At 49.9% G+C, this 13,558-nt stretch carries 8 protein-coding genes; 2 read left to right on the top strand and 6 right to left on the bottom strand.

Annotation, left to right across the window (positions count from 1 at the left end; translation table 11 throughout):
- Positions 1–62: 62 nt before the first annotated feature.
- A complete protein-coding gene (locus BZG77_RS08510) occupies positions 63–968 on the top strand; it encodes a D-2-hydroxyacid dehydrogenase (RefSeq protein WP_077646923.1) in 906 nt (301 codons plus the stop codon).
- A gap of 31 nt (positions 969–999) precedes the next feature.
- Here the strand turns inward: BZG77_RS08510 and hemE are convergent, their stop codons facing one another.
- Positions 1,000–2,064: a uroporphyrinogen decarboxylase gene (gene hemE / locus BZG77_RS08505; protein ID WP_077646922.1), complete on the bottom strand. Its 1,065-nt coding sequence runs from the start codon at positions 2,062–2,064 to the stop codon at positions 1,000–1,002.
- 235 nt (positions 2,065–2,299) lie between these two features.
- Positions 2,300–3,070 carry an NAD(+) diphosphatase gene (gene nudC / locus BZG77_RS08500; RefSeq protein ID WP_077646921.1) on the bottom strand — a complete coding sequence of 257 codons (771 nt, stop codon included), beginning with the start codon at positions 3,068–3,070 and terminating at the stop codon, positions 2,300–2,302.
- Positions 3,071–3,214: 144 nt separating this feature from the next.
- Here nudC and BZG77_RS08495 point away from each other — a divergent pair, with 144 nt between their 5' ends.
- A complete protein-coding gene (locus tag BZG77_RS08495; RefSeq protein WP_025744442.1) occupies positions 3,215–3,700 on the top strand; it encodes an Rsd/AlgQ family anti-sigma factor in 486 nt (161 codons plus the stop codon).
- A 208-nt stretch (positions 3,701–3,908) separates the two neighbouring features.
- Here the strand turns inward: BZG77_RS08495 and rpoC are convergent, their stop codons facing one another.
- The 4 genes from rpoC to rplJ all read right to left on the bottom strand — a co-directional run bounded on the left by rpoC (position 3,909) and on the right by rplJ (position 13,378).
- On the bottom strand, positions 3,909–8,123 hold the full coding sequence (rpoC, locus tag BZG77_RS08490; RefSeq protein WP_077486505.1) for a DNA-directed RNA polymerase subunit beta': 4,215 nt from the start codon (positions 8,121–8,123) through the stop codon (positions 3,909–3,911).
- 83 nt (positions 8,124–8,206) lie between these two features.
- Positions 8,207–12,232: a DNA-directed RNA polymerase subunit beta gene (rpoB, locus tag BZG77_RS08485; protein ID WP_077646920.1), complete on the bottom strand. Its 4,026-nt coding sequence runs from the start codon at positions 12,230–12,232 to the stop codon at positions 8,207–8,209.
- Positions 12,233–12,463: 231 nt separating this feature from the next.
- Positions 12,464–12,832 (bottom strand): 50S ribosomal protein L7/L12, encoded by a 369-nt coding sequence (gene rplL / locus BZG77_RS08480; RefSeq protein WP_069586999.1) that lies wholly within the window; start codon positions 12,830–12,832, stop codon positions 12,464–12,466.
- 57 nt (positions 12,833–12,889) lie between these two features.
- Positions 12,890–13,378, bottom strand: a complete 489-nt coding sequence (gene rplJ, locus BZG77_RS08475) for a 50S ribosomal protein L10 (protein ID WP_077456042.1) — start codon at positions 13,376–13,378, stop codon at positions 12,890–12,892.
- Positions 13,379–13,558 lie beyond the last annotated feature (180 nt).

Raw genomic sequence — 13,558 nt, 5'->3', positions numbered from 1 at the left:
CAAACGTCCTCGGTCAATGAGGGCAGTGTACTCGATTCCCCCCAGCATAAAAAGGAGCCTTTGTGGATAAAGTTTACGTTATCAGCGAGCATGCCGAGACCTATCATCGGTTACTGCATAACGCCACACTACCTGAATTTACCGTCGTGGATCGCCCCGATCAAGCCACTATCTGGCTCGCCGATCCGCCACTGGCGGCGCCTCAATTATGCTATAGCGATCAGCTCCGCTGGTTACAGTCAACATTCGCCGGTATCGACGCCCTGATCAACGCACCTTATCGACACTATCAATTAACCAATGTGAGAGGCATTTTTGGTGACTTAATGGCCGAATACGTCTTCGGCTATTTGCTCAACGAAACACGACATATTACTCAATATACAGACCAGCAAGCGCAACGTCTTTGGCAACCTCACGACTACACGTCGTTACGTGGAAAAACACTGGCTATTCTGGGGACGGGCGCCATTGGTCAGCATATTGCCACCGTGGCTCATGTGTTTGGGATGCACGTGCTGGGCACCAACCAAGATGGGCGTGCTGTCGAGGGGTTTGAGCACACCATGACGCTGACTGCGCTGCGTCAGCAGCTAGGCGAGGTCGATGTGTTAGTCAGTACACTGCCCGCAACAGCGGAAACGGCCCAATGCGTGAATGCTGATTTTTGGCAATACGCACAAGACCTCTTGTTTATTAATGTCGGTCGCGGCGCAACGGTCGATGAATCTGCGCTCATTAAGGCCCTGGACGAGAAAAAACTGCGCTTGGCCGTATTGGACGTGATGCAACAAGAGCCGTTACCTCAAGCGCATCCTTTTTGGGTGCATCCTCGTGTTCACATTACCCCACATATTGCTGCCGTTAGTTTTCCCGAACAAGTTTTTGACCTTTTTGCAGACAATTATCGCCGTTGGCATGCCGGTAAGCCGCTGGCTCATCAGGTCGATTTTAACAAAGGCTATTAAACAAACGCTCGCCGATTGGCGAGCGTGACCGTTAGCGGTGATAAGGCTTAGATAATTCATGTACCGCATCAATAAAGACGCCTGCATTCTCAGGTGGGACATCCAAGTGAATGCCATGGCCGAGGTTAAACACATGGCCAGTCCCTTCACCGAAACCTTCCAAAATCGTCGAGACTTCTTGGCGAATGCGCTCAGGGCTGGCATATAACATCGACGGATCCATATTACCTTGTAGAGTAACGTTGTCGCCAATCCGTGCTTTGGCATCAGCCATGTTAATGGTCCAATCAAGCCCAACACCATCACACCCGGTCGCGGCAATGCGTTCCAACCACATACCCGCATTTTTAGTAAACAAGGTCACTGGCACGCGGCGCCCGTCATGCTCTCGGATCAGACCGTCGACAATTTTCTGCATATACTGCAAAGAGAAGTCATTGTAATCGCGCGGCGTGAGCACGCCACCCCAGGTATCAAAGACCATGACAGACTGCGCACCCGCCTTAATCTGCGCGTTTAGATAACTAATCACACTGTCGGCGAGCTTGTCGAGTAAGGCGTGTAACGTCTGCGGCTCGGCATACATCATCTTTTTGATCTTGGTAAAGGCTTTCGAGGTGCCACCTTCTACCATGTAAGTTGCCAGTGTCCATGGACTGCCAGAGAAGCCAATCAAGGGAACTTCACCCGCCAATTCTTTGCGGATAGTACGCACCGCATTCATCACGTATTGCAATTCCCCCTCAGGGTCTGGCATACCGATTTTATCGACATCCGCTTTACAGGTGATGGGACGAGAAAACTTGGGACCTTCCCCCGTTTCAAAGTACAACCCTAATCCCATTGCATCAGGAATAGTGAGAATATCTGAAAATAAGATAGCGGCATCCAAATCAAAGCGACGCAACGGCTGCATGGTCACTTCACAGGCCAATTCCGCATTTTTACACAACGACAAAAAGTCACCCGCCTGCGCACGTAATTCTCGATATTCAGGAAGGTAGCGACCCGCTTGGCGCATCATCCACACGGGCGTGCAATCTACCGGTTGCTTATAAAGGGCGCGTAAATAACGATCGTTTTTCAATTCGGTCATTGTGTTTAAACCTGTGTGCGAAAAGTGGCCGCCATTGTATCACTGTAAAATGGCAACAAAAGCGAAGCTTTGTTAACAGGATCATAAAACGGCCACCCAAGGACCACGAATGATTGCTGGTGATTTAACCGCATGGTAAAACCATCCTATAACGACAATAGATAGACAAAAGACATAGGTCTACAAAAGACAACATGTTCGCATCTTACCCCGGCTCCCCTACGGCCGGGTTTTTTTATGCCTGCGTCAAGGTGCAGCTGGCCTCAATCAAGCGTCGAGCAATCGTTCCTGTTGGTGCGACTAACGGTAACTGGTCCATATCAAACCATTGTGCATCGGTGAGCTCCTCATAGTCGGGGTTTAGATCCCCTCCGGCATAATCGGCGAGAAACCCCATCATCACATTAGAAGGAAACGCCCAGGGCTGGCTTTCCATGTAACGAATATTGGTTATCGATAGGCCCGTTTCTTCTTTCACCTCACGCGCCACACATTGCTCGAGCGTTTCGCCAGGCTCAACAAACCCCGCAATCACGGTATACATGCCCGTTTTATGACGAGGGTGCTGAGCAAGCAACAAACGTTTACCATCGCGCACGGCAACAATCACACACGGCGATACGCGTGGATAATCATGACGCTGGCAGGTTGAGCACCACATCGCTATCGCCTGCGCGTTAAATTCCGTACGCTGACCACAGCAACCACAAAATGCTTGCTGATGGCGCATATGATCGAGCTGGATGACCCGCCCGACTAACGCAAATAAGTCCGCTGACAGATAGGGGAGTAAGTCCCGAAAGCCTGCCATCTCGTCATCGGGAAGCATGACGTTACAATTAAATATCCCCACCACCGGTGTCTGCTGATAGTCACCGACAGTCACTGTATCACCATCAGCAAACGGCAGCCGCGACAAGGGCATACATGGCAATTGACCACCTGGCAGCCAAAGTTTGCTCTTGCTAACTACACATACATAGACGGCTTTTTGATTCTGAGACATGGTCACTTCCTTAGCCTTGCAGCTACACTTGAATACTGGCAATCTAGTTTCATAACGTGATGCAAAGGATTGAGCAGCCCGTTAATTTTCAGCCGGCCTTATATAGTGCCATTCATTCGCTGATCGATCACGAGGACACCGATCATGCTGAGAAAACTTGAACGTACCAAAGCCCAATGGAGCGGTTACGACGAGGTTATTGATTATTGGCTTGAGTTACGCCGCCAATTATTGGTGGAGTATTACAATGTGGCTGGCGTGGCCGCCAAAAAAAAACAATCGCTGCCAACAAAAGCAGAACTCGATAATTTTTGTGATCATCTTGTCGACTATATCTCGACCGGCCACTTCAAGATCTACAACATGGTCATGGAGCGTTGGCAGTCAACAGGGTTCGCGGCGACGAAAGAGACCGATAACCTTTATTATCGCATCGTTGATACGACAGACCCTCTGTTAGACTTTAATGATAAATTCAGTGCGGTAGACTTGGACGACGAAGATTATGACGCCACCGATTTTGACCAAGATATGTCTGCGATTGGTGAGTGGCTTGAGCAACGTTTTGAGTTGGAAGATACTTTAATTCGATTGATTGCTGACAGTCTGGCTCACCCGCCGGGCGCCTAAAACGCATCACCTAATATCAATAGAAACGCCGCCTCTTGAGATGCGGCGTTTTTTTATTGGCCTTGTTATCGCTAAACATTCACGGACTAAGCATGCGCGAACTGAGCATGCACGGCTGTGTGCGCTGAATGAACACAAAAACAAAAGGCATCTCCGAAGAGATGCCTTTTTATTCGACTTAGCTTATCGCGCTAATTATCTCACTCGCTTAGCTATCGTCGTTCAAGCCCGCATTAAGCAACGCCGCTAGGTCTTGTGATGCTTGCTCTGCATCTACCTGGGGAGCGACTGGCTGTTCTGGCTCTGCACGCTTAGCTTGACGGTCTTTGTGATACGCGAAGCCAGTACCGGCTGGGATCAGACGACCCACGATCACGTTTTCTTTCAGACCGCGCAAGTCATCACGCTTACCTGCCACCGCGGCTTCTGTCAGCACACGCGTGGTTTCTTGGAACGAAGCCGCTGAGATAAAGGACTCAGTCGCCAACGATGCTTTGGTAATACCCAAGAGATCACGGCCAAATGTAGCCGGCTGCTTACCTTCGATTTCAAGATCACGGTTAGCAATCATGACACGAGAGTATTCAACCTGCTCGCCTTCCAAGAACTCAGTATCACCTGCAGACTTAATCGTCACCTTACGCAGCATCTGACGAACAATCGTCTCAATGTGCTTATCGTTGATCTTAACGCCTTGCAGACGGTAAACGTCTTGTACTTCGTTGGTGATGTATTCCGCCACCGCATGGATACCACGCAAACGTAGGATGTCGTGTGGTGATTCTGGACCATCTGCGATCACATCACCTTTCTCGACTTTTTCACCTTCGAAGACGTTGAGCTGACGCCACTTTGGAATCATCTCTTCGTACGCTTTACCTTCTTCTGGTGTGATAACCAGACGGCGCTTGCCTTTGGTTTCTTTACCAAAGGACACCGTACCGGTGATCTCTGCCAGAATCGCTGGCTCTTTCGGCTTACGCGCTTCAAACAGGTCAGCAACGCGAGGCAGACCACCGGTGATATCCTTGGTACCGCCGCTTTCTTGCGGGATACGCGCTAGGGTGTCACCAATGCCAACACTCGCACCGTCATCTAGTTGCACGATGGCTTTACCTGGCAAGAAGTATTGAACCGGCATATCCGTACCCGGCACCATCACATCATTACCTTGCGCATCCACCAGCTTCACCGCAGGACGCTTGTCTTTACCGGATGTTGGACGCTCTGAGGCATCCATGACCACGATAGAAGACAGACCCGTTAGCTCGTCAGTTTGACGTTGCATGGTCGCGCCATCAATCATATCCACGAAGCGAAGGCTACCTTCTACCTCAGTGATGATTGGCATGGTGTGTGGGTCCCAGTTAGCGACTACGTCACCGGCTGCCACGGCTTCGCCGTCTTGCTTGCCAAGGATTGCACCATAAGGCACTTTGTAGCTTTCTTTGGTACGGCCAAACTCATCAACAATGGTCATTTCTGTCGCACGCGAGGTAATCACGAGCTTACCGTCGCTGTTGGTAACAGATTTAGCATTGTGCAGGTGCATAGAACCTTTGTTCTTCACCTGGATGTTGTTTTCTGCCGCTGCACGCGATGCGGCACCACCGATGTGGAACGTACGCATGGTCAGCTGTGTACCAGGCTCACCGATAGACTGTGCTGCAATAACACCGACAGACTCACCGTGATTAACCAGGTGACCACGAGCCAGGTCACGACCATAACAGTTGGCACAACAACCAAAGTCGGTTTCACAGGTTACAACAGAACGCACTTTCACTTTATCGACGGAATGATGCTCAAGAATGTCACACCATTTTTCGTCCAACAGCGTGTTGCGTGGTGCCAGGACTTCTTCCGAGCCAGGCTTGAGCACATCTTCTGCCACAACACGGCCTAGAACACGCTCACGCAGGGCCTCTTTAACGTCACCACCTTCGATAACCGCCATCATGTGGATTCCGCCTTGGGTGCCACAATCGGTTTCGGTCACAACCACGTCTTGCGCGACATCGACCAGACGACGCGTCAGATAACCTGAGTTCGCGGTCTTCAGTGCCGTATCCGCCAGACCCTTACGGGCACCGTGCGTTGAAATAAAGTACTGAAGTACGTTCAGACCTTCACGGAAGTTCGCGGTGATTGGCGTTTCGATGATGGAGCCATCCGGCTTCGCCATCAGACCACGCATACCCGCTAGCTGACGGATCTGCGCGGCAGAACCACGTGCACCTGAGTCAGCCATCATGTAGACGCTGTTAAACGATGTTTGCGTTTCTTCTTCGCCATCACGGTTAATCACTGTCTCGGTAGACAGGTTATCCATCATCGCTTTGGCAACTTGTTCGTTCGCGGCCGCCCAGATATCGATCACTTTGTTATAGCGCTCGCCGGCCGTCACTAGGCCTGACTGGAACTGCTCTTGAATTTCCGCGACTTCAGCTTCAGCAGCTTCGATCAAGTCGTACTTCGCTTGTGGGATCACCATGTCGTCGATACCGACAGACGTGCCCGACAGCGCTGAATACGCAAAACCTGTGTACATGATTTGGTCAGCGAAGATAACAGTATCTTTCAGACCCAGCTTGCGGTAGCAGGTGTTTAGCAAGTTAGAAATTTGCTTTTTACCTAATGGCTGGTTCACCAAGTCGTACGGCAAGCCGTCAGGAACAATGGTCCACAGCATGGCACGGCCCACAGTGGTATCCACCAAGGACACTTTTTCCGTGCGTGTACCCATCTCATCGATGTCGATTTGCTTGATACGTACTTTTACACGGCTGTGCAGTTCAGCATGACCGGTACGGTATACTTTTTCTGCTTCACCTGGACCCGCCAGGTACATGCCTTCGCCTTTGCCGTTGACCTTTTCACGGGTCATATAATAGAGACCCAATACCACGTCCTGCGACGGAACGATGATAGGGTCACCAGACGCTGGCGACAGAATGTTGTTGGTTGACATCATCAACGCACGCGCTTCGAGCTGAGCTTCCAGCGTTAGCGGCACGTGAACAGCCATTTGGTCACCATCGAAGTCAGCGTTATACGCCGCACACACCAACGGGTGCAGTTGGATCGCTTTACCTTCGATAAGCACAGGTTCAAACGCTTGGATACCCAAACGGTGAAGTGTTGGTGCACGGTTAAGCATCACTGGGTGTTCACGGATGACATCATCCAAGATATCCCATACGACCGCTTCTTCGCGCTCAACCATCTTCTTAGCGGCTTTGATAGTAGTCGCTAGACCACGAGTCTCAAGCTTGCCGTAGATAAACGGTTTAAACAGCTCTAGTGCCATTTTCTTTGGCAGACCACACTGATGCAGACGCAAGTATGGACCCACGGTAATCACCGAACGGCCAGAGTAATCAACACGTTTACCCAGCAGGTTCTGACGGAAACGCCCCTGCTTACCTTTGATCATGTCAGCCAGTGATTTCAGCGGACGCTTGTTCGAGCCGGTAATGGCGCGACCACGACGGCCGTTATCCAGCATGGCATCGACAGACTCTTGCAGCATACGCTTTTCGTTACGCACGATAATATCTGGCGCAGCAAGATCAAGTAGACGCTTCAAGCGGTTGTTACGGTTAATCACACGGCGGTACAGATCGTTGAGATCCGAGGTCGCAAAACGACCACCATCCAACGGGACCAATGGACGCAGATCGGGCGGCAACACAGGCAGCACGGTCAAAATCATCCACTCAGGGTTGTTACCTGATTGTAAGAAGGACTCAACCAGCTTCAAACGCTTGGTGATCTTCTTACGCTTGGTCTCAGAGTTCGTCTCTTCGAGCTGTTCACGCATTTGCTCTGTCTCAACCGACAGATCCATGTTCGCTAGCAGTGCTTTGACTGCTTCTGCGCCCATGCGCGCGTCAAATTCGTCGCCCCACTCTTCGAGTGCGTCTAAATATTGTTCTTCAGACATCATCTGACCGCGCTCTAGGCTGGTCATGCCTGGTTCAATAACAATATACGACTCAAAATAAAGCACACGTTCGATGTCACGCAGTGGCATGTCCATCAACAAGCCGATGCGCGATGGCAGCGACTTCAGGAACCAAATGTGGGCAACAGGAGAAGCAAGCTCAATGTGACCCATGCGCTCACGGCGCACTTTGGTCTGAGTGACTTCAACGCCACATTTTTCACAAATGACGCCGCGGTGCTTGAGGCGCTTATACTTACCACAAAGACACTCATAGTCTTTGACCGGGCCAAAGATACGTGCACAGAACAAACCGTCACGTTCAGGCTTAAAGGTACGGTAGTTGATGGTTTCTGGCTTTTTCACTTCACCAAACGACCATGAACGAATCATGTCCGGTGAGGCAAGACCGATTTTGATCGAGTCAAATTCTTCGGTCTTATGTTGTGCTTTCAGAAACTTAAGTAAGTCTTTCACAATCGGCTCCTGTGAGGAGTTGACCCATAAAGGCGCTGACAGGCAGCGCCTTCATATTCTTACCGGAGAGAGTAGCTCGAGGCTTACTCGTCTTCCAGCTCGATGTTGATACCCAACGAGCGGATTTCTTTCAGCAATACGTTGAAAGATTCCGGCATGCCCGGCTCCATACGATGGTCGCCATCTACGATGTTTTTATACATCTTAGTACGGCCATTAACGTCATCCGACTTCACGGTGAGCATTTCTTGTAGGGTATAGGCAGCACCGTATGCTTCCAGAGCCCAAACTTCCATCTCACCGAAGCGCTGACCACCGAACTGTGCCTTACCACCCAACGGTTGCTGCGTCACCAAGCTGTAAGAACCGGTTGAACGGGCGTGCATCTTGTCGTCAACCAAGTGGTTCAGTTTCAGCATGTACATGTAACCCACGGTTACCGGACGCTCAAACTTCTCACCAGTGCGGCCATCGTAAAGGTCAAGCTGACCAGACTCAGGCAGATCACCCAATTTCAGTAGTTCTTTAATAATTGGTTCAGGCGCACCGTCAAAGACAGGAGACGCTGTCGGCAGACCATCACGCAGGTTTCCGATTAAGGTGCGTACTTCTTCGTCAGTCAGTTGGCTAATGTCCACTTTCTGACGGGTATCACCGAGATCGTAAACCTTCTGCAAGAACTCACGGAATTTCGCTAGTTCTTGCTGCTCTTTGAGCATGCGGTTGATCTTGTCACCAATCCCTTTCGCTGCCAGACCCAAGTGTGTTTCTAGGATCTGACCGATGTTCATACGCGAAGGTACACCCAACGGGTTCAGCACTAAGTCGACGGGTTCACCAGATTCGTCGTAAGGCATATCTTCGATCGGGTTGATCTTCGAGATAACACCTTTGTTACCGTGACGACCAGCCATTTTATCACCTGGCTGGATGCGACGTTTAACCGCAAGGTACACTTTAACGATCTTCAACACGCCTGGCGCAAGGTCATCACCTTGGGTGATCTTGCGACGTTTGGTGTCAAATTTCTTGTCAAAGTCAGCTTTGATTTCGTCGTACTGCTCGGCAAGCTGCTCTAGCTGCGTTTGCTGGGCTTCGTCGTCTAGTGTCTGCGTCAACATGGTCTGACGATCCATGCTGGCTAATTGACTATCAGTGTAACCGGCTTGAGAAAGCAGTGTGCGAACACGTGCCATCAGACCACCTTCAAGGATAGAGAACTCCTCGGTTAGGTCTTTTTTGGCTTCTTTCAGCTGCATTTCTTCGATTTCGAGTGCACGTTTGTCTTTTTCAACGCCATCGCGAGTAAAGACTTGCACATCGATAACCGTACCAGATACACCATTAGGAACACGCAATGATGAATCTTTTACGTCAGAGGCTTTTTCGCCAAAGATTGCTCGTAGTAGCTTCTCCTCTGGCGTCAGTTGTGTTTCGCCTTTTGGCGTCACTTTACCGACCATGATATCGCCGCCTTTGACTTCGGCTCCGATATACACAACCCCAGATTCATCCAGCTTAGACAGTGCCGCTTCACCCACGTTTGGAATATCCGCGGTAATTTCTTCACTGCCCAGCTTGGTGTCACGCGCCACACAAGAAAGCTCTTGAATGTGAATAGTGGTTAAACGATCTTCCTGAGCCACACGCTCAGAAATAAGGATGGAATCCTCAAAGTTATAACCGTTCCACGGCATAAACGCGATACGCATGTTCTGGCCAAGTGCCAGCTCACCCAAATCGGTTGATGGTCCGTCAGCCAAGACGTCACCTTTGGCGACTTCATGGCCTGGCATCACAGTTGGACGCTGGTTAATACAGGTGTTCTGGTTTGAACGTGTGTATTTCACCAAGCTGTAGATGTCGATACCCGCTTCGCCTGATACCAACTCATCTTCATTCACTTTCACCACGATACGTGATGCGTCGACCGACTGAATGGTACCACCGCGTTTCGCTACCGCTGTTACACCCGAGTCAACCGCCACATTACGCTCGATACCTGTTCCCACGAGCGGCTTTTGCGCGCGCAGTGTCGGCACCGCCTGACGTTGCATGTTCGCGCCCATCAAGGCACGGTTAGCATCATCATGCTCAAGGAACGGGATCAGTGAGGCTGCCACCGATACGACCTGGTTGGTCGCAACGTCCATGTACTGGACATGATCACGTGGGTGCAAGCCTGACTCACCGGTTTCACGCGCGGTGATCAGTTCATCAGTGAAGGAGCCATCTTCGTTCAACGCAGCGTTCGCCTGCGCAATCACGTAGTGACCTTCTTCGATCGCTGACAAATAATCAATTTGATCGGTCACTTTACCGTCAACAACTTTACGGTAAGGTGTTTCTAGGAAGCCGTAGCCATTACAACGTGCAAAGGCAGACAGTGAGTTAATCAGACCGATGTTCGGTCCTTCCGGTGTTTCAATCGGACACAGACGACCGTAGTGGGTAGCATGAACGTCACGCACTTCGAAACCTGCACGCTCACGCGTCAGACCGCCTGGACCCAATGCAGAAATACGACGTTTGTGCGTCACTTCTGACAACGGGTTATTTTGATCCATAAACTGTGACAGCTGTGAAGAGCCAAAGAACTCTTTAACTGCCGCAGAGATAGGCTTAGCGTTAATTAAGTCTTGTGGCATCACACTGTCGAGATCGCCCAAGCTCAAACGCTCTTTTACTGCACGCTCTACACGTACTAGACCTACACGGAACTGGTTTTCTGCCATTTCGCCCACAGAGCGAATACGGCGGTTACCCAGGTGATCAATGTCATCCACTTCACCAATACCATTTCGGATATGGATGAGTTTACGCATCACCTCGATAATGTCTTCTTTGCTCAGAACGCCTGGGCCAGTCAGATCATCACGACCCAGAGAGCTGTTAAACTTCATACGACCCACAGATGATAGGTCGTAGCGATCGTCTGAGAAGAACAGACTTTCGAACAGTTGCTCTGCCGCTTCACGCGTTGGTGGCTCACCAGGACGCATCATGCGGTAAATTTCAACTAACGCCGTCAAGCGATCCGTTGTATTGTCGATACGCAGGGTATCTGACATGTACGGGCCGTGATCCAGGTCATTAGTGAACAGGGTTTCGATACGTTTGTGACCTGCTTGCGACAACTGCGCCAGTGTCTCCAGACTTAACTCTTGGTTAGCCGAGACAATCACTTCGCCAGTTTCCTGGTTGATATATTCACGTGCAGAAATCTTGCCCGCAATATACTCCACCGGCACTTCGATGTGATCAACGTTATCTTTCGTCAACTGACGGATATGACGCGCGGTAATTCGACGGCCTTGCTCAACGTAAACTTTACCGTCGGCTTCAATGTCGAAATTTGCCGTTTCGCCACGTAGACGATCAGGCACCAACTCCATCACCAGAGATTTGCCCTTCACTTCGAAAACGACTTTTTCGAAGAATAGATCCAAGATCTCTTCAGTTGTGTATTCCAGCGCACGCAGAATAATAGAAGCCGGCAGCTTACGACGACGATCGATACGAACGTATACGATATCCTTAGGATCAAATTCGAAATCCAACCATGAACCACGGTATGGGATCACGCGTGCGTTATATAGCACTTTTCCTGAGGAGTGGGTTTTACCCTTATCGCTGTCGAAAAAGACGCCCGGACTACGGTGCAGCTGGGATACGATAACCCTCTCAGTACCATTGATGACAAAGGTACCATTTTCAGTCATGAGCGGAATTTCGCCCATATAGACTTCTTGTTCTTTGATGTCTTTTACGGTACCAGCCGGGGCTTCCTTATCAAACATCACCAAGCGCAGTTTCACGCGCAGTGGGGCCGAATAGGTTACGCCACGAATTTGGCATTCTTTGACATCGAAAACTGGCTCACCGAGACGATAGCTAACGTATTGCAGCTCGGAATTGCCGTTGTAGCTCTGAATTGGAAAAACAGAGCGAAAGGCAGCTTCAAGACCGTATTGCCCTTCTGGATCCTGCTCGATAAAGTTCTTAAAAGATTCAAGCTGGATCGACAGCAAGTATGGCACGTCCAGAACTTGAGGACGCTTACCAAAATCCTTACGGATACGCTTTTTCTCGGTATAAGAGTAAACCATAGGGTTCCTCAGCTCGCTGATAAGTGACCCAAACTGTCCGATAAAACAAGGACAGTGACTAAACAACCACCGTTTAGTGTAGGAAAATCAAAGCGCGTGCTTTGATCTTTTTTGCATGGTCAGCAGTGATAAAACGGGGTGGAAATTTCACTACTGCCCTACAGCGCAAAAAGGCCGGTGGCTTTCTAGCCACCAGCCAATGCCCTTTCAGGCTAGGAAATTAAGTATAAATTACTTAACTTCAACAGAAGCACCAGCTTCTTCTAGCTGAGCTTTAAGCGCTTCAGCTTCTTCTTTCTCAACACCTTCTTTCAGAGGTGCAGGAGCGCCGTCAACCAGCGCTTTCGCTTCTTTCAGGCCTAGACCAGTTGCGCCACGAACCGCTTTGATAACTGCTACTTTGTTAGCACCAGCTTCTTTCAGGATTACGTCAAATTCGGTTTGCTCTTCAGCAGCACCGCCTTCAGCAGCACCACCAGCAACAACTGCTGCTGCAGCTGATACGCCGAATTTTTCTTCCATTGCTTCGATTAGCTCAACAACTTGCATTACAGACATGTCTGCAATTGCGTCTAGGATTTGCTCGTTAGTGATAGACATAACAATTCTCTTTAAAGTCAACAATAATTAGATTAAGCAACCAATGTAAAAGGGCAATTACGCCGCTTCTTTTTGGTCGCGAACAGCGGCAATAGTACGAACCAGCTTGCCTGCAGATGCTTCTTTCAGACCCATCATCAGGCGTGCAATTGCTTCGTCGTACGTTGGCAGTGTTGCCAATACCTCTGGGTCAGTGATCGCACCTTCGAATGCAGCAGACTTGATCTCAAACTCTTTGTTATCTTTTGCGAAGTCTTTAAAAAGACGCGCAGCGGCACCAGGGTGCTCGTTAGAAAACGCAATCAGAGTTGGACCAACGAAAGTGTCTTTTAGACACTCGTAGTCAGTGCCTTCAACTGCACGGCGAGCCAGTGTATTACGAACAACTTTCATGAAAACGCCCGCTTCACGCGCTTGTTTACGTAGAGAAGTCATCGCATCCACGGTTACACCGCGAGAATCAGCAACTACTGCAGACAGGGCACCACTGGCAGCTTCGTTGACTTCAGCAACAATTGCTTTTTTGTCTTGAAGGTTTAAAGCCATTTGGATTTGCTCCTGGATTGTTTAACACCACTCTCTACAGCTTTGCAGAGAGAGCTTGTACGGTGCAGATCCAAGAAAGACGAGAAATCTATCATGTTCTGGCACCGTCTACGTAGGAAATATTAAGTTCGTAATGAACGCCTACGGTCTTGGACGAAGTCTGTTAAACAGACTCAGCCA

The sequence above is a fragment of the Salinivibrio sp. IB643 genome (genome assembly GCF_001996105.1).
Taxonomy (GTDB): Bacteria; Pseudomonadota; Gammaproteobacteria; order Enterobacterales; family Vibrionaceae; genus Salinivibrio; species Salinivibrio costicola.
The sequence above is the reverse complement of the archived record's forward strand: the minus strand, read 5'-3'. Positions and strand labels throughout refer to the sequence as shown.

Excerpts from the sequence above, each read along its gene's own strand:
- hemE (WP_077646922.1), bottom strand. The coding sequence starts at position 2,064 with ATGACCGAATTGAAAAACGATCGTTATTTACGCGCCCTTTATAAGCAA.
- nudC (WP_077646921.1), bottom strand. The coding sequence starts at position 3,070 with ATGTCTCAGAATCAAAAAGCCGTCTATGTATGTGTAGTTAGCAAGAGC.
- BZG77_RS08495 (WP_025744442.1), top strand. The coding sequence starts at position 3,215 with ATGCTGAGAAAACTTGAACGTACCAAAGCCCAATGGAGCGGTTACGAC.
- rpoB (WP_077646920.1), bottom strand. The coding sequence starts at position 12,232 with ATGGTTTACTCTTATACCGAGAAAAAGCGTATCCGTAAGGATTTTGGT.
- rplL (WP_069586999.1), bottom strand. The coding sequence starts at position 12,832 with ATGTCTATCACTAACGAGCAAATCCTAGACGCAATTGCAGACATGTCT.
- rplJ (WP_077456042.1), bottom strand. The coding sequence starts at position 13,378 with ATGGCTTTAAACCTTCAAGACAAAAAAGCAATTGTTGCTGAAGTCAAC.